The organism is Stenotrophomonas sp. STEN033 (assembly GCF_056856655.1).
Map to the genome: position 1 here is coordinate 41,706 of NZ_JBXFWM010000002.1, position 21,418 is coordinate 63,123.

At 64.7% G+C, this 21,418-nt stretch carries 12 protein-coding genes, 1 pseudogene and 1 riboswitch; of the genes and pseudogenes, 8 read left to right on the plus strand and 5 right to left on the minus strand.

What is annotated here, in order from left to right; translation table 11 throughout:
* The first annotated feature begins 10 nt into the window (after window positions 1–10).
* Window positions 11–1,030, plus strand: a complete 1,020-nt coding sequence (locus AC1VXC_RS01335; protein ID WP_313494665.1) for an OmpA family protein — start codon at window positions 11–13, stop codon at window positions 1,028–1,030.
* Between the two features lie 837 nt (window positions 1,031–1,867).
* Window positions 1,868–5,255, plus strand: a pseudogene (locus AC1VXC_RS01340) (hybrid sensor histidine kinase/response regulator).
* Between the two features lie 179 nt (window positions 5,256–5,434).
* Here AC1VXC_RS01340 and AC1VXC_RS01345 read toward each other — a convergent pair.
* The 3 genes from AC1VXC_RS01345 to acs form a co-directional block, all read right to left on the minus strand.
* Window positions 5,435–6,043: a manganese efflux pump MntP gene (locus AC1VXC_RS01345; protein ID WP_313172758.1), complete on the minus strand. Its 609-nt coding sequence runs from the start codon at window positions 6,041–6,043 to the stop codon at window positions 5,435–5,437.
* A gap of 9 nt (window positions 6,044–6,052) precedes the next feature.
* A riboswitch (yybP-ykoY riboswitch) is annotated at window positions 6,053–6,215 on the minus strand.
* 221 nt (window positions 6,216–6,436) lie between these two features.
* The gene (locus AC1VXC_RS01350) at window positions 6,437–7,102 is read right to left on the minus strand and encodes a response regulator transcription factor (protein ID WP_057629262.1); all 666 of its coding nucleotides are present in this window, start codon (window positions 7,100–7,102) and stop codon (window positions 6,437–6,439) included.
* A 184-nt stretch (window positions 7,103–7,286) separates the two neighbouring features.
* Entirely contained in the window at window positions 7,287–9,230 is a 1,944-nt protein-coding gene (acs, locus tag AC1VXC_RS01355; protein ID WP_481539774.1) for an acetate--CoA ligase, read from the minus strand.
* Window positions 9,231–9,468: 238 nt separating this feature from the next.
* Here acs and AC1VXC_RS01360 point away from each other — a divergent pair, with 238 nt between their 5' ends.
* The 5 genes from AC1VXC_RS01360 to bla all read left to right on the plus strand — a co-directional run bounded on the left by AC1VXC_RS01360 (window position 9,469) and on the right by bla (window position 17,265).
* Window positions 9,469–10,902: a DcaP family trimeric outer membrane transporter gene (locus AC1VXC_RS01360; RefSeq protein ID WP_481539773.1), complete on the plus strand. Its 1,434-nt coding sequence runs from the start codon at window positions 9,469–9,471 to the stop codon at window positions 10,900–10,902.
* A gap of 152 nt (window positions 10,903–11,054) precedes the next feature.
* Window positions 11,055–11,372 carry a DUF485 domain-containing protein gene (locus AC1VXC_RS01365; protein WP_312367264.1) on the plus strand — a complete coding sequence of 106 codons (318 nt, stop codon included), beginning with the start codon at window positions 11,055–11,057 and terminating at the stop codon, window positions 11,370–11,372.
* Entirely contained in the window at window positions 11,369–13,090 is a 1,722-nt protein-coding gene (locus tag AC1VXC_RS01370; protein WP_481539772.1) for a cation acetate symporter, read from the plus strand. Before AC1VXC_RS01365 ends, AC1VXC_RS01370 begins: the two co-directional genes overlap by 4 nt.
* A gap of 171 nt (window positions 13,091–13,261) precedes the next feature.
* A complete protein-coding gene (locus AC1VXC_RS01375; RefSeq protein ID WP_481539771.1) occupies window positions 13,262–15,982 on the plus strand; it encodes a TonB-dependent receptor plug domain-containing protein in 2,721 nt (906 codons plus the stop codon).
* Between the two features lie 251 nt (window positions 15,983–16,233).
* Entirely contained in the window at window positions 16,234–17,265 is a 1,032-nt protein-coding gene (gene bla, locus AC1VXC_RS01380) for a class A beta-lactamase (protein ID WP_481539770.1), read from the plus strand.
* Window positions 17,266–17,279: 14 nt separating this feature from the next.
* Here bla and AC1VXC_RS01385 read toward each other — a convergent pair whose 3' ends face one another.
* Window positions 17,280–18,374: a helix-turn-helix transcriptional regulator gene (locus AC1VXC_RS01385; protein WP_482994991.1), complete on the minus strand. Its 1,095-nt coding sequence runs from the start codon at window positions 18,372–18,374 to the stop codon at window positions 17,280–17,282.
* Between the two features lie 388 nt (window positions 18,375–18,762).
* Between AC1VXC_RS01385 and AC1VXC_RS01390 the strand changes: the two genes are divergently transcribed.
* A complete protein-coding gene (locus AC1VXC_RS01390; protein ID WP_313495174.1) occupies window positions 18,763–20,178 on the plus strand; it encodes a coniferyl aldehyde dehydrogenase in 1,416 nt (471 codons plus the stop codon).
* Between the two features lie 273 nt (window positions 20,179–20,451).
* Here the strand turns inward: AC1VXC_RS01390 and AC1VXC_RS01395 are convergent, their stop codons facing one another.
* Entirely contained in the window at window positions 20,452–21,414 is a 963-nt protein-coding gene (locus tag AC1VXC_RS01395; RefSeq protein ID WP_313172738.1) for a transaldolase, read from the minus strand.
* Window positions 21,415–21,418 lie beyond the last annotated feature (4 nt).

A 21,418-nucleotide genomic window follows, 5' to 3' on the forward strand; every position in this document is an offset into this window, starting at 1 on the left:
GGACGACACCATGACCGTTATGCAAACCAAGTACCGTCCGCTGCGCAGCTTGCTGGCTGTTGCCGCCTTTGCTGTCGCCGGCACCGCTGGCGCCCAGCAGACCCAGCTCAATCCGCAGGCCAAGCGCATCAGTGACGAAGCCATCCATGCCGACCTGCAGTCGTATGAAGCGACCCAGGGCCGCATCCAGGCATTGAACGATGGAGGTCGCCCGATCCGCGACTACCACCTGTCCAAGGCACAGTGCTGGCTGGATGTTTCTTTCCACGAATACACCCGCAATGACCGCAGCGCCTTCCCGCAGGAAGCGCTGACCGAGTCGGAGAAGCTGATCGTGGACATGGAGAACGGCGTCTCGCCGATCCCCACCGACACCGCTCTGGTCAACGGCGCCAAGTACCTGCGTGCCGATCTGTGGGATCGCCTGAAGGTCATCCACGGCACGCCGGGCTTTGCCTGCGCCTCGCAGAAAGTGGCGTGCGGTGAAGTGGAGCTGGTGCACGCCGGCAACGAGTTCAACCAGCAGCAGTGGCGCCACTCCAAGCCGTACATCCAGATCGCCGAAGACCTGGTCAACGAAGCCGAAACCGCAGCGCGCCTGTGCGGCGTCGATCCGGCTGGTCCGGTGGTTGCGCCCGTAGCGGCAGGTCCGTTGATCGCCAACGTGCTGTTCGAGTTCGACCGTGACGGCTACAAGGACATCCGTACCTACTCGCTGGAGAGCGTGGATCGCGCCCTGGCTACCATCGGGAACGAGAAGCGCGAGCTGGCTGGCGTGACCCTGGTTGGCCATGCCGACCGCATGCAGGGCAACGGCTTCGACTACAACCAGGCCCTGTCCGAGCGCCGTGCCAAGACCGTGCGTGAGTTGCTGATCGGCCGTGGTGTGGCGGCGGACAAGATCCGCTACGAGTACCGCGGTGATACCCAGCAGGTGCAGCAGTGCGACGGCGTCAAGCCGCGTGCTGCGTTGCTGGAATGCCTGCTGCCGAACCGTCGCGTGGAAGTGCGGTTTGAATTGGCGCAGTAAGTTCGGCGCAAAGAGTTGATCAACAACGCCCCGGCATTGCCGGGGCGTTGTTCGTTTGGCGAGGAAAATCTCCTCCCGGGTAATCTCCGCGCGCTCGCAATCAGCCCCCCTCCCTTGCGCCGCAGGCGCAGGGGAGGGCTGGGGAGGGGTAGGCGAGCGCAGCTCGAAGCTTCTTGCCGCGGAAAGTAAGGGCACCCCAGCGGGAGGAGCAACCAACTGCCACCGTCAACAGCACCCCTCCCCAACCCTCCCCTGTGCTTCGCCCAAGGGAGGGAGCAACGGCAGCAGCTGACGCGTTCTTCGTGCGCTGGCGATCTGCCCCCTCCCTTGCGCCGCAGGCGCAGGGGAGGGTTGGGGAGGGGTAGGCGAGCGCAGCTCGAAGCTTCTTGCCTCGGAAAGTAAGAGCACCCCCAGCGGGAGGAGCAACCAATTGCCACCGCCAACAGCACCCCTCCCCAACCCTCCCCTGTGCTGCGCACAAGGGAGGGAGCAACGGCTGCCGCCGACATGATCCCCGCGCGCTCGCAATCAGCCCCCTCCCTTGCGCCGCAGGCGCAGGGGAGGGCTGGGGAGGGGTAGGCGAGCGCAGCTCGAAGCTTTTTGCCTAGGAAAGTAAGAGCACCCCCAGCGGGAGGAGCAACCAACTGCCACCGCCAACAGCCCCCCTCCCCAACCCTCCCCTGTGCTGCGCACAAGGGAGGGAGCAACGGCAGCAGCCGACGCATTCTTCGTGCGCTGGCGATCTGCCCCCTCTCTTGCGCCGCAGGCGCAGGGGGCAAAAGCCCCAACCCAGCGGAATGGCTACACTGGCCCGGCTAAGTCGCATGGGAAACACCCTTGGTCTCCAGCTGGATCCTGCTCCTGGTCTCACTCTGCTATGCCGCGCTGCTGTTCGGGGTGGCGTGGTGGGGTGACCGTCGTCCGCTGTATCCGGACCGCCCGTGGCTGCGGCCGGTGGTCTACAGCCTGGCGCTGGCGGTCTATTGCTCGTCCTGGACCTTCTACGGTGCGGTCGGCTCGGCGGTGCGTTACGGCATCGGCTATCTGCCTATTTATCTGGGCCCGCTGCTGATGCTGATGTTCGGCTGGCGCATCATCGAGCGGCTGGCGCTGATCGCCCGCAGCGAGAATGTGGTGTCCATCGCCGACTTCATCTCCTCGCGCTTTGGCCGCTCACGCCGGCTGGCGGCATTGGTCGCCTTGATCGCGCTGATCGGCGTGGTGCCGTACCTGGCCCTGCAGTACAAGGCCGTGGCGATGAGCCTGCAGGTGCTGACCGGCGATGCCGCCGGCAAGGGTTTCCTGACCGACCCGGCGCTGTATGTGGCGTTGCTGATGGCCTTGTTTGCCATCCTGTTCGGCACCCGCCAGGTCGATGCCACCGAACACCACTACGGCATGATGCTGGCCATCGCGGTGGAATCGCTGATCAAGCTGCTGGCGATGGTCGCCATCGGCGTGTTCGCCTATGTGTGGCTGACTGACCGTGGCGAGTCGGTCGTGCAGTCGGCACGCACCCTGTTTGAAGGCATGCCGCCGGTCGGCTTCGTCTCGCAGACGCTGCTCAGCTTCCTTGCCCTGATCTGTCTGCCACGGCAGTTCCACGTTGCCGTGGTGGAGTGCGGCAATGCCGGCGACGTCAGGCGCGCACGCTGGATGTTCGGCGGCTATCTGGTGCTGATTTCGTTGATGATCGTGCCCATCGCTACCGCCGGCGCGGCGATGTTCGGCACCGGCCTGGCTTCGGACGACACCCTGGTATTGGCCTTGCCGATGTTCGCCGGCAATACCACGCTGGCCCTGATCGCCTATATCGGCGGCTTCTCCGCGGCCACCGGCATGGTCATCGTGTCCTCGATCGCGCTGGCGACGATGATCAGCAACGACCTGGTGATGCCGCTGCTGCTACGCCGTAGCGGCGATCACCGCGAGGCCGCCAATGTCGCCTCGCGCGTGCTGTGGATACGACGCATGGCGATCGTGCTGCTGGCCTTGGTTGCCTATGGTTACTACCGCGGCAGCAACGACGACACCATGCTGGCCGCCTATGGCTTGATGGCCTTCGCGGCGGTGGCGCAGTTCGCGCCGGGCCTGCTTGGTGGCCTGTACTGGCGTGGCGCCAGCCGCCGCGGCGTGGAAACCGGCATGTTGGCGGGCTTCGTGGTCTGGGCCTACACCTTGCTGGTGCCAGCGCTGAGCCATGGCGGCTGGCTGGATGCGAGCCTGCTCACGCAGGGGCCGTTCGGCATCGGCTGGCTGCGCCCACAACAGTTGTTCGGCCTGACCGGTTGGGACCCACTGACCCATGGCACGTTCTGGTCGCTGTTGATCAACACCGTAACCATGTTGCTGGTGTCGATGCGCTGGCGGCCTGATGTCGCCGAGCGCTTGCGCGCCGCGCCATTCCTGGATCCTTACGCCAAGCGTCCGGTGGTGGCCGGTGATTGGCCGGCGCACGTCAAGGTGCGTGATCTGCTGGCCCTGGCAACCCGTGTCATCGGTGACAACCGTGCGCGGCGTTCGTTCGGTGAACAGGCGCAGTTGCTGGAGCGCGAATTCCAGCCCGCTGCCGCCGCCGACCGCGTCTGGGTGCAGTTCACCGAGCGCCTGCTCGCGGCGTCCATTGGCGCGGCGTCCGCGCGCCTGCTGCTGACCAGCCTGCTGCGCGGCTCGGGCATGGATCTGGGCGAAGTGGTGGCGGTGCTGGACGAGGCCGGGCAGGAGCTGCGCTTCAACCGCGAGATTCTTTCCACCACGCTGGAAAACATCAGCGCCGGGGTCAGCGTGGTTGACCCGGAAATGCGGCTGACCGCATGGAATCGCCGCTACCAGCAGATGTTCGGCTATCCCGACGGCATGCTTTACGTCGGCCGTCCCGTCGCTGACCTGATCCGCTACAACGCCGAACGCGGCGAGCTTGGCTCGGGTGATATCGAAGTGCAGATCAATCGCCGCATCGGCTATATGCGCGCCGGTTCACCCCATGTGTTCGAGCGCACCGGCGCCGATGGAAAGGTGATCGAGCTGCGCGGCCAAGCGCTGCCCGGCGGCGGCTATGTCACCAGCTACAACGACATCACCGACTTCAAGAACGCCGAGCAGGCGCTGCTGGAAGCCAATGAGACCCTGGAACAGCGCGTGGCCGAGCGTTCACAGGCAGCGGAGGCCGCGCAGCAATCGAAGACGCGCTTCCTGGCGGCGATCAGCCACGACGTGCTGCAGCCCCTGAACGCCGCGCGGTTGTTTGCATCGGCGCTGCGCGACAGCCTGCACGAGACCGAGGAGCAGCGGCATCTGGCTGAGCGTGTCGCGCCTGGATGCCGGTGGCCTGCGCCCGACCATCAGTGAATTCGACGCCAGTGTCCTGGTCCGCGAGCTTGCGGCGCAGTACACGCCGGTCGCGGCAGGGCGTGGCCTGCGCCTGCATGTGTTTGCGCGCACCGCCTGGGTACGCAGCGATAGGCGCCTGCTGCGCCGTGTGTTGCAGAATTTCATGGCCAACGCGCTGCGCTATACGCGTAGCGGTCGCATCGTGCTGGCGTTGCGTGTGCGCGGCGAAGAAGTCGAGTTGCAGGTATGGGATACCGGCCCCGGTATTCCCGAGCACCATATGCAACAGATCTTCAACGAGTTCCATCGCTACCAGCAGCCATTCGATTGGGGCGAGCAGGGCCTGGGTCTGGGCTTGTCGATCTGCCAGCGCATCTCGCGCCTGCTCGATCACGGCTTGAATGCGCGCAGCCAGCCTGGCCACGGCAGCATGTTCTCGATCAGCTTGCCGCGCGTGCCGACGCCTGCCGCACCGCTGCCAGCGCCGCGCCAGCAGACGGCTTTTGGCGGTGATGATTCATTGGCCGGCATGCGCGTGCTGTGCGTGGACAACGACCAGGAGATCCTCGACGGCATGCGTGCCTTGCTGGGCCGCTGGAAGGTGGAAGTGATCGCCGCCAGCACGGTGGACATGGCCCTGGAGAAGCTGGGCGAACAGCCCGACGTGATGCTGGTGGATTACCACCTGCATGATCGTCTTGATGGACTGGATACCCTGATCGCCCTGCGCGAGACCGCGCATAGGCCTTTGCCGGGTGCCTTGCTGACCGCCGATGGCCGCGATGAGTTGAAGCGCATGGCCCGCGAACGCGGCTACCGCGTGCTGACCAAGCCAGTGAAGCCGGCCTCACTGCGCGCGTTCCTGACCGCATTGAACGACCCGCGCAGGCGGTAGTGCCGAGCCATGCTCGGCAGGGGCTTCACCAGCGAAAAGCCGCCCTCACCCCAACCCCTCTCCCGCACGCGGGGGAGGGGCTAGATCTGTAGTGCCGAGCCATGCTCGGCAGCGGCCTTACCGGTAATGCCCCAGCGCAGCATGGCTGCGCTCTACAAATGGCGTGCCGGCTTCGTGATTTACGCCGCTCCGACCACAGCCGCCGCGGCCGTCAGATGCTCGTACAAAATCGCGCAGCCGATGATGATCAGGATCACGCCGCCGATGATCTCCGCGCGCTTGCCAACCAAGGAACCCAAGGCACGGCCAAGCATGATGCCGATGGTCACCATGGTCATCGTGCACAGGCCGATCACCAGCGCCACCACGCCGATGTGCACATCAAGGAAGGCCAGGCCCACGCCGATCGCCATCGCATCGATGCTGGTGGCGAAGCCGGTCGCGGCCAGGGTCCAGAAACTCTTGTGCTGTTCGCCGCTGGCGTCGCCGGCACCCTCGTCTTCGCTTTCATCATCGGGCTTCAGGCCGGCAAAGATCATGTGCGCGCCCAGTACGCCAAGCAGGCCGAACGCGATCCAGTGATCGAAGGCCTGCACGTATTGCGACGCAGCGCGGCCCAGCAGCCAGCCGATGAGGGGGGTGATGGCTTCGATCACGCCGAAGATCAAGCCCGCGCGCAGGGCGTCGAGCAGGCGTGGCTTGCGCATGGCAGCGCCCTTGCCAACCGCCGCAGCGAAGGCGTCGGTGGACATGGCGAAGCCGATCAGAACAATGGAAATGGGAGACATCAGGATTACCGGGTCGGGCGGACACGAACGGCATGCGCCGCGCCCAACCAAAGTTGCGCACGCATGCCGCTGGTCTCGCCAACCGGGTCTGGCTGCCCACACCACGGCGCACTGGCCGAGTATGTTGATGTGGGCGCTTCCATTGCTGGAAGCAGGCTACTCCCCAAGGGAGCGCGGATTGTAGCAGCAAGCTGCAGCGATGGCAGGCCACCGAGTTTGTAGGAGCGGCGTGAGCCGCGAAGCCGGTGGATGTTGGTCGCCGGACACAACGCCATTCAGAAATCTGGCTGTTTGAGGATTGCCTGGAAAGACCACCAGCACGCTGGCTGCAGGTTCGGCCGCTTCGCGGCTTACGCCGCTCCCACAAACCGGGGGCTTGCCTCGACTCGGTGCTCAGTCTTCTTCCGGCGGCAACACGATGGCGTCATCGTCGATGGCCAGCTTGCCGGCCATCAGCACCGCCTGGGTACGGTTGGTGACGCCGAGCTTGCGCAGGATGGCGGTGACATGGGCCTTGATGGTGGCCTCGGAGACGCCCAGGTCATAGGCGATCTGCTTGTTCAGGCGGCCCACGCCGAGCATCTGCAGGACACGGAACTGCTGCGGGGTCAGTTCGCGCAGGCGCTGGCCGACTTCGCGTTCTTCATTCGGGGTCGGCGGCACGTTGTGCGCCTCCGCCGGTGCCCAGCGCTCGCCATCGAGGATGGTGCCCAGCGCATGGCCGATGGTGTCCGAATCAGCGGACTTGGGGATGAAGCCGAAGGCGCCATGGTCCAGTGCACGCCGCATCACCGTGGCTTCCTCGCGTGCGGACACCACCACGATGGGCAACTGCGGATGCAGCGAACGCAGGTGCACCAGCGCATTGAAGCCTTGCGCGCCCGGCATGTTGAGGTCCATCAGCACCAGGTCGGCATCGGGGTGTTGTTCGGCCAGTGCGTACAGTGCTTCGACGCTGTCGGCCTCCATCAGCTGCACGCCGGGAATGACGCGTTGCACCGCGCCCTTCAGGGCTTCGCGGAACAGCGGATGGTCGTCGGCAATGAGGAGGGTAGGCATGGGGCGAGTAGTGAGTGATGAGAAGTCAGGAGTGAGAGCTTGGATCGTCCTGCCCGATGCTACCGCTGTTGCAACGGGCAGGACAGCCGAACATCGGTGCAGAAGGAGGAGTGAAGGTGCCGACCGCACTTGCGGTTGCCGTCACTCACTCCTCGCTCCTCATCACTCACTCCTGGTTGTTCCTTCAGCGGACCTTGCGCTCTTCCACCAGCGACGCCACCACCGACGGATCGGCCAGGGTCGAGGTGTCGCCAAGCTGGTCCGGCGCGTTCTCGGCGATCTTGCGCAGGATGCGGCGCATGATCTTGCCCGAGCGGGTCTTGGGCAGGCCCGGTGCCCACTGCAGGTGGTCCGGCGCAGCGATCGGGCCGATCTCCTTGCGTACCCAGGTCACCAGCTCCTTGAGCAGCTCGTCGGTCTGCGCTTCGCCGGCGATCAGGGTGACATAGGCATAGATGCCCTGGCCCTTGATCTCATGCGGGAAGCCGACCACGGCCGCCTCGGCCACCTTCGGGTGCGAGACCAGCGCGCTTTCCACTTCGGCGGTGCCGATGCGGTGGCCGGAGACGTTGATCACGTCATCGACGCGGCCGGTGATCCAGTAATAGCCGTCTTCATCGCGGCGGCAACCGTCGCCGGTGAAGTAGCTGCCCGGGTAGGTACGGAAATAGGTGTCGATGAAACGCTGGTGGTCACCGTAGACGGTGCGCATCTGGCCCGGCCAGGAGTCGCGGATGATCAGGTTGCCTTCGGTGGCGCCTTCCAGCGGCTCACCATCGGCGCTGACCAGGGCCGGCTGCACGCCGAAGAACGGCAGCGTGGCCGAGCCCGGCTTCAGGTCGATGGCACCCGGCAGCGGCGAAATCAGGATGCCGCCGGTTTCGGTCTGCCACCAGGTGTCCACGATCGGGCAGCGTGCATCGCCAACCACGTCGTAATACCAGCGCCAGGCTTCCGGATTGATCGGCTCACCCACGCTGCCGAGCAGGCGCAGGCTCTTGCGCGAGGTGCGCTTGACCGGCTCCTCGCCTTCGCGCATCAGCGCACGGATGGCGGTGGGCGCGGTGTAGAAGATGGTGACCTGGTGCTTGTCGATCACGTCCCAGAAACGCGAAGTGTTCGGGTAGTTGGGCACGCCCTCGAACATCACCGAGGTGGCGCCGTTGGCCAGCGGGCCGTAGACGATGTAGCTGTGGCCGGTGACCCAGCCGACGTCGGCGGTGCACCAGTAGATGTCGTCCTCGCGCAGGTCGAACACGGCTTCGTGGGTATAGGCCGCATACAGCAGGTAACCACCGCTGGTGTGCAGCACGCCCTTGGGCTTGCCGGTGGAGCCGGAGGTGTAGAGGATGAACAGCGGATCTTCGGCGTTCATGCGCTCGGGTTCGCACTCGGCCGGCTGGGTGTCCACCACGTCGTGGAACCAGCGGTCACGCGGCGCCTGCATGTCGACCGCGCCACCGGTGTGGCGCACCACCAGCACGGTTTCCACGGTATTGGTGCCGGGCAGCTTCAGCGCGGCATCGACGTTGGCCTTCAGCGGCACCTTCTTGCCACCACGCAGGCCTTCGTCGGCGGTGATGATCAGCTTGCTGGCGCAGTCGCCGACACGGTCGGCGATGGAGTTGGCGGCAAAGCCACCGAACACCACCGAGTGGATGGCACCGACACGGGCGCAGGCCAGCATCGCCACCGCGGCGTCGACGATCATCGGCAGGTAGATGGTGACGCGGTCACCCTTCTTGATGCCGAGGTTGCGCAGCGCGTTGCCCAAGCGGCATACGCGTTCGTACAGTTCGCGATAAGTGACCTTCTGCGCCGGGCTGTCCGGGCCATCGGGCTCGAACAGGATCGCCGTCTTGTCACCGCGCGTGGCCAGCTGCCGGTCCAGGCAGTTGACGCTGACATTGAGCTCGCCGTCCTCGAACCACTTGATGCGGAAATCGTCGAGCTGGTAGCTGACGTTCTTGATCCTGGTCGGCTTCTTGAACCAATCCAGCCGCTCGGCAGCCTTTGCCCAGAATGCATCGGGGTTTTCGACCGATTCGCGGTACAGCTGCTGGTACGTGTTCTTGTCGATCCGTGCCTTCTCGGCGAACGCGGAATCAACGGGATATACATCAGTCATGGCAACCCTCACCTTTGCACTTGTAACCAATGAATGCGCTCTGTCGAGGGACAGAGGCGGACACCCCAAGTGTGCCGCATCCACCCCCCATCGCGCTGCCCCCTTTGTTAGACGATGGTCGAACAGACGCCTGCTTACGACTAATGGCGAATAGCCGCCCGCCACCTGGCCCGCGCACGCTGGCTGCGACCGTGCAACCGGTGCGGCCCGTTCGCCAGCCTGGAGAGAGGCAGTCCCAATGAATCGAAACATGTTGAAAACGGCCCGCCGGCCACTCGCTGCCGCGCTGTTTGTCGCGCTGGTTGCGCCGGGCATGGCCTTTGCCGAGACCGCAAAAGAGAAGGCGCTGGAAGCACGCGTCGCCGATCTTGAACGGCAGGTGCAGCTGCTGCTGTCCACCCAGCAGCAACAGCAGGGCGCCATCGCCCAGACCCAGAGCGAAGTGGTGCAGGTGCGCAGCGCACAGGCCGAGCGCGCTGCCGCGCCGGCGGTGCCGGCCGGCAAGCAGCCGATCCAGGTCACCAGCATCACCCCGGGCGCGACCGCGGGCACCACCTTCAAGGTGGGCGGCTTCATCAAGGCCGATTTCCTTGCCACGCGTACCGGTGATGGCCAGCTGGCTGACGATGCCACCGGCCGCGCGCTGTATCTGCCGGGCCAGACCCCGGTGCATGGCGCCGGTGGTTCGGGCAAGGCTTCGGACGTGGACTACAACGCCCACGCCAAGTTCTCGCGCTTCAACCTGGGCGTGGACCATGTCGCCGAGAACGGCGACAAGGCCGGCGCCATGGTCGAGATGGATTTCTTCGGCAATTCGCTGGGCAACCAGACCGCGACCAATACCTATGGCGTCACCCTGCGCCACGCCTATATGTACTGGAACAACTGGCTGGCCGGCCAGACCTGGTCCAACTTCATGGACGCGGCCTCGATTCCGGAAGCGGCTGACTTCGTCGGCCCCACCGATGGCGTGGTATTCGTGCGCCAGGCGCAGATCCGCTACACCAATGGTGGCCTGAGTGTTGCCCTGGAAAATCCGGAAACCACCACGCTTACCGGCACCTTCAACCCGGTCACCAACAAGTGGAACGTGCCGGCGGTTGCCAACTCCGACCGTGGCTCGCTGCCCGACCTGACCGTGCGTTACGGTTGGAAGGGCGATTGGGGCACCTTCGGCGTCGCCGGTCTGGTGCGCCAGCTCAAGCTCGACAACCAGACCACCGGTGCCGACGCCAGCAAGGTGGCCGGCGGCATCACCCTTGGCGGCAAGTGGCTGATGGGCGATGCCGATACCCTGCATTACCAGCTGACCGGTGGCGAAGGCATTTCCCGCTATATCGGCCTGGGCATCACCGCCGACAGCGGTTATGACGCGCTCCGCGACGAGATCGACCCGACCGGCGTGGTTGCCGGATATGTCGGCTGGCGCCATGCCTTCAGCCCGAAGCTGCGCACCAACCTGATCTACGCCCGCAGCGACTACGACAACAACGCCTCCATCACCGGTGACCTGGTGACCAAGAGCGTGCAGTCGATTCGCGGCAACATCTTCTACACGCCGATGCCCAAGGTCGATGTCGGTGCCGAGTTGATGTACGGCGTGCGTGAGATCGAGAACGGCAAGAAGGGCGATATCAGCCGCGTGCAGTTCACCACCAAGTACAGCTTCTGACCCATCCGCCAGCGGCGCTGCAGTAGCGCCGCTGGTGCACCTGAAAACGTAGTACGCCTCATCTCCCTACCCCCACGGGGAGCACTCATGTCACCGCCACGGCGTGTTCTGCATGCCATGGCGCTCGCATTCCCAATGCCTGGAGAATCCCGATGAATGCTTCCGTCGATCCCCGTGTTGAGCGGATCGCCTCCAACCCGGCGTACCAGCGCCTGCGCAGCACGCGCAACAAGCTGGGCTGGACCCTGACCATCCTCATGCTGCTGGCCTATTACGGCTATATCGGCCTGATCGCCTTCGACAAGGCCTTCCTGGCCACGCCTATTGGCCCGGGCAAGATCACCACCGTCGGTATACCGATCGCGCTGGGGCTGATGGTGTTCACCATCGCCATCACCGGCTTCTACGTGCGTCGCGCCAACAAGGAATTCGACGCGCTCACCCAGCAGATCGTGGAGGACGCACGATGAACCATTCGCTGTTGCGTTCGGGCGCCATGCTCGGTCTGCTGCTGGCCAGCGGTGCGGCCCTGGCCGCCGGTGGCGATATAGGCCAGACCGTGCGCCAGCCCACCAACTGGACCGCGATCATCATGTTCGCGACCTTCGTGTTGGCTACCCTGGGTATCACCAAGTGGGCGGCGGGCCGCACCAAGTCGGCTTCCGATTTCTACACCGCTGGCGGCGGCATCACCGGCTTCCAGAACGGCCTGGCCATTGCCGGTGACTACATGTCGGCGGCTTCGTTCCTGGGTATCACCGCGGCGGTGATGACCAATGGTTACGACGGCCTGATTTACGCGCTGGGCTTCCTGGTGGGTTGGCCGATCCTCACCTTCCTGATGGCCGAGCGCCTGCGCAACCTGGGCCGCTTCACCTTTGCCGACGTGGCCGGCTACCGTTTCCAGCAGAAGCCGATCCGCATGTTCGCGGCCTCGGGCACGCTGGTGGTGGTGCTGTTCTACCTGATCGCGCAGATGGTCGGTGCCGGTGCCTTGATCAAGTTGCTGTTCGGCCTGGATTACTGGGTGGCGGTGGCGCTGGTTGGCGTGCTGATGATGATCTACGTGCTGTTTGGTGGCATGACCGCCACCACCTGGGTGCAGATCATCAAGGCCTGCCTGCTGCTGTTCGGTGTCACCTTCATGGCCTTGATGGTGATGTGGCACTTCAACTTCAGCTTCGAGGCGCTGTTCAGCGAGGCGGTGCGGGTCAAGACCCAGATCGCGGCCAACAGCGGCAAGAGTGCCGAGGAAGCGGCCAGTACCGGCCTGGCGATCATGGGCCCGGGCGGCTTCGTCAAGGATCCGATCTCGGCCATTTCGTTCGGCATGGCACTGATGTTCGGTACCGCTGGCCTGCCGCACATCCTGATGCGTTTCTTCACCGTTCCCGATGCAAAGCAGGCACGCAAGTCGGTGCTCTGGGCAACCACCTGGATCGGCTACTTCTACATCCTGATCTTCATCATCGGCTTCGGTGCAATCGCCCTGGTGCTGACCAACCCGGAATATGCGGATCCGGTCACCGGCACCATCCAGGGCGGCCCGAACATGGCCGCGGTGCTGGTTGGCAAGGCCGTCGGCGGCAACATGTTCATGGGCTTCATCTCGGCGGTGGCCTTCGCCACCATCCTGGCCGTGGTGGCAGGCCTGACGCTGTCCGGTGCATCGGCGGTGTCGCATGACCTGTATGCCACCGTGTTCAAGCAGGGCAATCCGCCGCCGGGCTCGGAACTGCGGGTGTCGCGCATCACCACGCTGGCGCTGGGTGTGATCGCGGTGCTGCTGGGCATCGTGTTCGAGAAGCAGAACGTGGCCTTCATGGTGTCGCTGGCCTTCGCCATCGCGGCCTCGGCCAACTTCCCGGTGCTGATCCTGTCGCTGCTGTGGAAGGACTGCACCACCCGCGGTGCGGTGATTGGTGGTTCGTTGGGCCTGGCCTCGTCGCTGATCCTGACCCTGCTGTCGCCGTCGGTGTGGGTGGATACGCTGGGCAACCCGGCTGGCAGCGCGCCGTTCCCGTATACCAGCCCGGCGCTGTTCTCGATGACGATTGCCTTTGTCGCCATCTGGTTCTTCTCGATCACCGACAAGAGCAAGAACGCCCAGTCCGAGCGTGCCGCCTACCCGGCACAGGAAGTGCGCGCCGAGACCGGCATTGGTGCGAGCAAGGCCTCGTCGCACTAAGCATTGGTAACGTTTGAAACAACGGCCAGCCCTGTGCTGGCCGTTGTCGTTTGAGCGGTTGGTATCGGGGTTTTCCCTGATGCGGGGCGGGAAGGTGGCTTCCTAAGATGTGGGTGAGGGTCCGCATTGTCAGGTCAGCCGTTCCACTTCCAGCCTTCTGCGAGGAACCGTATGCCGCGCCGTATCGCCAGAACCACGTTGTCCACGGGCATCGCCCTGATCATCGCCGGCAGCCTGCCCAGTGCCTTCGCCCAATCGACCGATGCCAAACCTGACCAGACCACCGACAAGGTGGTGGATATCGGCAGCGTCAACGTCACCGCATCCGGCTCGCGTATCGATCGGCCGGGCTTCAACGCGCCGACGCCGACGGTCAAGGTGACGCCGGAGGACCTGCAGCTCTCCACCCACACCAATATCGCCGCCGCGCTCAACGACCTGCCGCAGTTCCGTGGCACGGTGTCACCGCAGACCCATACCACCGGTGTGGATGCGGCGCGGGCGCCGGTCGACCTGCGCGGCCTCGGCGTCAGTCGTACCCTGGTGCTGCTGGATGGGCGACGCTTCTCCAGCGACAATGATCTGGCCAGCATTCCTTCGATCCTGATCAGTGGCGTGGACGTGGTTACCGGCGGTGCCTCTGCCGCCTGGGGCTCGGGCGCGGTTGCAGGCGTGGTCAACGTGCAGCTGGACAGCCAGCTGGTCGGCACAAAGATCGATGTGCAGGGCGGCGTGTCCTCGCGCTCGGACAACCAGAAGCAATACATTTCGGCCGCTACCGGTTTCGAGATCGCACAGGGCCGCGGCCACATCGTCATCGGCGGCGAGGCGCTGAACAACGACGGCATCCTGCCCAAGTCATCGCGTCCATGGCTGGGCCGCACCGCGCAGCTGTCCAATGGCGATGGCACGTTCACGATGAAGGACAACGTGGGTTACGGCAATGCCGCGATCGGCGGCCTGACCACCACCGGTGTGCTGGCCGGGCAGGCCTTCAATCCGGATGGCAGTCTGCGGCCGTTCCCGGGCTATACCGGTGCCTCGTTGATCCAGGGAGGTGAGAGCCCGAGCAATGACGACATCAGTTCACTGATGACGCCACAGCGCCGCTACAACGTGCTGGGAAGGTTGTCGTGGAACCTCACCGACAACACCAGCCTGACCATGGACGTGCGCCACTCGCGCAGCTGGAACCGCTTCCCGTGGTTCGGCGACCACAACCGTGGCACCGGTTTGAAGATCAGTGTGGATAACGCCTTCCTGCCCACAACCGTGCGTGATGCATTGCTGGCCGCAGGCGAAACCAGCTTCGGGCTTGGTCGCTTCAACAGCGATTTTGCCTTTCCCGATATCGACTACGACCGCCGCACCACCCAGTTCACCGCGGCGCTGGATGGCGTGGTCGGCGACAACTGGCGCTGGAGCGGCTACTACAGCCACGGCGACAACCAGTCCGATCTGGCCGCGCCGGGCTTCCTGCTGACCAGCAACTACCGCGACGCAGTGGATGCGGTGATTGATCCGGTCAGCGGCAAGCCGGTATGCCGGGTGACCCTGACCAACCCCAACTCCGGTTGCGTGCCGATCAACCTGATCGGCCATGGCGCACCCTCGGCCGAGGCAGCTGCCTATGTCACCGGTACGCCCAAGCGCATGACCAATACCAAGCTCGATGCCGCCGGCTTGGACCTGCGTGGCGAGCCGTTCTCGTTGCCGGCCGGCGAAGTCTCGGTGGCGATGGGGCTGGAAGCGCGCAAGGAACAGATCGATCAGAAGGTGGGCGCACAGGACCTGACCAAGTCGTTCAGTACCTGGAGTTCCTCGCCGATGGCCGGCAGCTTCCAGGTCCGCGAAGCCTTCGCCGAAGTCGCCGCACCGCTGCTGCGTGACATGCCGGTGTTGCGTGACCTGCAGGTCAATGCGGCGGCGCGCTTCAGCGACTACAACAGCTCCGGTGCGATCTGGTCGTGGAAGTACGGCATGACCAACGAATTCTTCGATGGCTTCCGTGGCCGCTTCACCCGCTCGCGCGATATCCGCTCGGCAAACCTGTCGGAGATGTACACCACCAGCACCACCGGTTGGTCGACCATCAGCGATCCGCTGACCGGCACCTCGATCAGTGCGCTGGTAATTGGCGGCGGCAATCCGCTGCTGGACCCGGAGAAGGCCGACACCTTGACCGCCGGCTTCACCTGGGCGCCGGCCAGCGTGCCGGGACTGATCATGTCGGTGGATTACTTCGACATCGAGATCAAGGACGTGATCACCCAGGTGTCGGCGCAGGAAACCGTGCTGCGCTGCATCGCCGGCAACCAGGCCATGTGTGGGCGCATCCAGCGCGATGGCAACGGCGAGATCGAGCGGATCAACTCCAACTACGTCAACCTGGCCGAGTACCGTACCAATGGTGTCGATCTGGACCTGCTTTACAACCTGCCGGCGGCGAAGTTGTTCCCGGCGATGTCGGGCAACTTCCACACCCGCGTGCTGGCGACCTGGACCGACAACCTCACCACCTTCGACGGCAAGAACACCTTCGAGTACGTGACCTCGCAGGGCCTCACCGGCGGCTCCGGTGTGCCACGCTGGCGTGCAAACGCGACCTTCGGCTGGCGTGGTGATCGCTATGCTGCGCAGGCGCGTGCGCGTTACATCTCGGCCGGCGTCTACAACAACCAGCTGGTGCTGACCAACGGTAACATCCCGTCCTATGTGTATTGGGATGTGGGTGGCAAGGCGCGTTTCGCGTTGGCGGGCGACAGCGAGGTCGAGGTCTACGCCGACATCAGCAACCTGTTCGACAAGAAGTCCCCCTTGGGTGCGGTCGGCTCGCCTTATTACGATGTGGTAGGCCGTTACTTCACGCTTGGCGCACGCATGCGCTTCTAGGGATGAACCGACAGGCAGGAAGGTTTGGGACAACCGTAGCCCGGGTAAGCGCAGCGCACCCGGGGCCGTTCACGGACCGCCCGAAACAACCGTAGAACCCTGTTCCCGGGTGCGCTGCGCTTTCCCGGGCTACGCTCGGAATGCTGATTGCGCTTGGCCGCGGAACCACTGGATGACGCATCATCCGGATCAACAGGAACAGTGGCCGTCGCCGTAGCGCTTCAAGGGCTTCTTTTGCAGAGGAATTGAACATGTACCAGTACCACCTCCGTCGCTCGCCATCGCACCCACGCGCGCGTGCGCTGCTCCTGGCGCCGCTGCTGGCCTGCCTGCTGCTGCCGGCAATGGCCGCCACCAGACCGGCGTCCAGCCAGGGCCTGCAGGTAGAAGCGCAACGACTTGCCGCACAACTGCCCGGCCGGCTGGGTGCGGCCATCGTCCATCTGGAAAGCGGCCGCAGCGTCCACCTCGATGCGGACCGGGCCTTCCCCATGGCCAGCACGATGAAAGTGCCGGTGGCCGTGCATATCCTCAAACTGGTGGACGAGGGCAAGCTCGCGCTGACACAGCAGGTGACGCTGGACGAAGATGATGTCTATCCGGAGATGGGCGGGCCGATGGACCTGCACCTGAGTGCTGGTTCGGCCATCACCGTGCGCGATCTGCTGCACATGATGATCACGGTCAGCGACAACAACGCCACCGACATCCTGATTCGTCTTGGCGGTGGCACCAGCGCGGTAAATGCACGCATGCAGGCACTGGGCATCAGTGGCATGCGGGTCGATCGCTACATCTGGGAACTGCTGGCCAACTACCGCGGCAATGACGCCTCGCAGGCCAAGCCGATGGGGCCGGCGGCCTATGCCGAACTTTCGCGTAGTGAGCGCAGCGAGGAGTTGCGCCGCGGCCATACCAATGCCTGGAACGAAGACCCGGGCGACACCAGTAGCGCCCGCGCGATGGCGACCCTGTTGCAGAAGGTCTGGCGTGGCGACGTGCTGCAGCGGGGCTCGACCAAGCTGCTGCAGGACATCATGCTCGACACCCGCACCGGCAGCGCCCGCCTGCGTGGCATGTTGCCGAAGGAAACCCCGGTGGCGCACAAGACCGGCACGGTGGGGGATGTGATCAACGATGTTGGCGTGATCACGCTGCCGGGCGGACGCGGCCATGCCATCGTTACCGTATTCGTGCAGTCACGCGCCAGCAGCGAGGAGCGCGACGCGGCCATCGCGCAGCTGGCGCGTGCCGCGCATGACTACTTCCTGTTCGTGCCTTGAGTTGTTGCGCCTGCTCAGCCGGTGACGCTGAGCAGGCGCACCAGCTGCGCACGATGGCCAACGTCAAGCTTGCGGTAGATCGCGCTGATCTGGCTTTCGATGGTCTTGCGCGAGCGGCGCAGGTGATTGGCGATCTCGTCATTGCACATGCCGTCCAGCACGAGCTCGGCGACGCGGGTTTCGGTGGGCGAGAGCCTGGACCACATTGGCCGGGTGACCACGGGCGTCGCCGTTGCCACCGCTTGCAATGGCGTCAGTCGCAGCAGATACATCGGATAGAGGCCGTCCGCCTGCAAGCGACCCTGCAGGCTGATCCGCAACTGTGCCGCTGGCAGGTCCAACGCTTCCCGTGGAAGCTCAGCGTCGCCGACCTGGCTCGCCTGGCGCAGCCAGCCGCGCAATGCCGAAGCCACGCTGTCGGGGAAGCGCAGGCGCTTGCCGGCTTCGTCCAGCCAGCCCGCGCACAACAGCTGGGCCGCAGGCGACAGGCTGATCAGGTGCAGCTCATGGTCGAGGATGATGTCGGCCTGGCTTTGTCGGTCGAGCAGCGCCTGGTAGATGCTGCGACGTTCATGCCGCATCGAACGCACGCGCTGCAGGCCCGCGCCCATCAGCTGATGCAGTTCGCCGAGGAACTGCTGGTGGGCGTCGGTGATCTGCTCCTGGCCGGCCTGCATGCGGATGCTCAACACCGCATCCAGCCCCTCACCGCGCCAGAATGCCATGTGGATGAATTCGTTCCATCCGGGCGCGGGATTCTGCGCGCGCAACCGTAGCCTGGCCTGCGCGTCGGTGGACGCGATCTGTGACAGCGTGTACCAGTCGATGCGCGGGTTGCGCTGCAGATAGGGCGCGGCAACCTCGAGGCTGCGCAACGGGCGTGCGCTGCCGGGCGCACTGGCACCGAGAAAATGCAGGCTGCGCTGTGGTTGGTAGGTACCGTTGATGTCGTACATCAAGGTGCACGAGTGGCAGGGCAGGTGTTGGTTGATCAGATCCACGCAGGCGCGCCACAGCGAATGCAGGTCCAGTGCCTGCAGCAGGCCACGCTTGGCCTGTACAGGGCAGGCGTCGGGGTTCACTGCTATGTCGTGTTCGCGTCCCAGCATGGTGCGGCATGCCCTCGTGGTGGATCGCAGCGCTCTTCTGCGGTGCGGTGACCGGGCGAACCTGCATGATCTCTTCTAGCACCCACTGCGCGGGGCAGGCAAGCGCAGGGGCGGCTTCTGGATGATGCGCACGGACCAACTACTCACGAAGAGCACCCCTCCCCAGCCCTCCCCTGCGCGTTGCGCAAGGGAGGGGGCAAAAGCGGCGTGCACGGGGGGCTGACAGGTCACTTGCTTCGCTCCCTCCCTTGCGCAACGCGCAGGGGAGGGTTGGGGAGGGGTAGCTCCACCGCTCTCGCTCCCGACTTTGCGCAGCACATCACTCCAACGGTGCTTCACGTCGGCTCGCAGCTGGGTTTACATTGACCGCTGATCTAGGGGAGGCACCATGGATCCACAGACCGATGGTTCAAACACGCTGCAGCAGCGGCTGACGCAACTGCGCAGCGCCTGGCAGCAGAACAAACCGGACTACACGCAGCGCCGCGATGATCTGCGTCGTCTGCGTGCCGCATTCAAAGCGCGCATTCCAGAGATGACCGAGGCGATCGCCGCTGATTTCGGCCATCGCTCGAAACACGAATCGGTGATCGCTGATGGCATGACCGTCACGGGTGAAATCGATCACCTGCTCTCGCACCTGCGCAGCTGGATGAAGCCGGAGCGGATCGGCGTGGGCTGGCGCTTCTGGCCGGCGCGGGCGCAGGTGCGGCCGGTGCCGGTGGGCGTGGTCGGGGTGATCTCGCCATGGAATTACCCGGTGAATCTGGCGCTGGTGCCATTGGCGACGGCGATAGCCGCTGGCAACCATGTGATGCTCAAGCCGTCCGAGCACACACCGAATAGCTCAGCGTTCCTGCAGTCTTTGTTGGCCGAGGTATTTCCCGCTGATCGGGTGGCGGTGGTGCAGGGTGATGCCAGTGTGGCCTCGGCGTTCTCTGGCCTGCCGTTCGACCATCTGGTGTTCACCGGTTCCACCGCGATTGGCCGCAAGGTGATGGCGGCTGCCGCGCAGCATCTTACGCCGTTGACCCTGGAGCTTGGCGGCAAATCGCCGGCGCTGGTGGCAGCGGATTATCCAGTGGATGGAGCGGCCGCAAGACTGGCGACCGGCAAGTGGTTCAATGCTGGCCAGACCTGCATTGCACCAGACTATGTGCTGATCGACGAAGCGCGGGTTGATGAGCTCGTTGCTGCGCTGCGCACGCAGGTGCGGCTGCGTTACGGCGACTTCAGCGATGCGGCCGATTACAGCCGCATCATCAACGAAGGTCAGTACCAACGCCTGCAGGGTTATGTGGATGACGCGCGTGCGCGCGGCTTGCAGGTGTTGCCGTTGGCCGATATCGATGCGGAGCGGTCGCGGCGCGAGCGCTTGTTCCCACCGACCTTGATCCTGCAACCGGGCGATGACGCGACGGTGATGCAGGACGAGATCTTCGGACCTATCCTGCCGATCCGCAGCTATCGCTCGCTGGACGAGGCCATCGCCACCATCAATGGCCGCGACCGGCCCTTGGCCCTGTACCCCTTCAGCCATGACAAGGCGACGGTGGAAAAGATCGTCGGCCAGACCATTGCCGGTGGCGTCACCGTCAATGACACCTTGCTGCACTTCGCGATCAATGGCCTGCCGTTTGGCGGTGTTGGCGCAAGCGGCATGGGCGCGTACCACGGCAAGGCCGGCTTCGATGCGATGAGCAAGCGCTTGCCTGTGTTGTGGCAGACCCGCCGGGCCGGCAGTGATCTGCTGCGGCCACCGTACACACGGGTAGCGCGTTTCATCGAGATGATTTCGCGCTGAGGGAGAAAAGCCGCAACCAGGCACAGGGGGCCGGCTGCGGTGACCCCGGCACGAGGGAGAGGGAGCCGGGTGTCGAAAAGCGTGGTGAAAGCTGCAAGAAGCATGCAATCTGAAAGCCCCTCTCCCGCATGCGGGAGAGGGGTTGGGGTGAGGGCGCTTTTAGAGCACGTGGAGCAAAAGCTTTTAAAGCTTTAGAAGCTCCCCTCATCCGCCCCTTCGGGGCACCTTCTCCCGCAGGCGGGAGAAGGGAGTAATCGGGCATTGCTTTGGCTGTCAGCCGCCCAACTCATCAGCAATCCGCTGACGCAAGATCTGCAGATCCTTCGCAAACGCCTCAATACCGGTGGCCAGCTTCTCCGTAGCCATCGGATCAGCGGTCATATCCGCATCAAACTTCGCTTCATCAATCGCAGCGACGTTCACCGCTTCAGCAGCACCGGCCACCAGCTTGCGCGGCAGCTCACCGAAATCAGCATCCAGCTTCTCCAGCAGATCCGGCGAGATCGTCAGACGATCACAGCCAGCCAGCGCTTCAATCTGCGCGGTCGAACGGAACGACGCACCCATGACAACGGTGCTGGAACCGCGGCGCTTGAACTCGGCGAACACACCGCGCACGAATACCACGCCCGGGTCTTCGTCGATGCTGGCCGGGGTCTGGCCGTTGGCCACGTACCAGTCCAGGATGCGGCCGACGAACGGCGAGATCAGGAAGGAACCGGCTTCCGAGCAGGCCAGGGCCTGGGTCGGGTTGAAGATCAGGGTCAGGTTGCAGTCGATGCCTTCGGCCTGCAGTACGCGTGCGGCTTCCACGCCGGCCCAAGTGGCGGCGATCTTGATCAGCACCTTGCTGCGCGGCACGCCGGCCGCTTCGTACATGGCGATGAACTCACGTGCCTTGGCCACTGTGGCCTCGGTGTTGTGGGCCTGGTCGGCATCCACCTCGGTGGACACGCGGCCCGGTACCAGTTCGGCCAGCATGGTGCCGACGCCGACGGTCAGGCGGTCAACCACGGCATTGGCGATGGCCTGCTTGTCACCGGATTGGGCGCGGCCCCACTGCAGCTCACGCTCGATCAGACCGGCATAGACCGGCAGGTCGAGGGCTTTCTTCACCAGGGTCGGGTTGGTGGTGCAGTCGACCGGGCGCAGGCGCTTGATGGCGTCGTAATCGCCGGTATCGGCGACGACGACGGACAGTTCGCGCAGCTGCGCGAGCTTGGATGCAGTGCTCATGAGG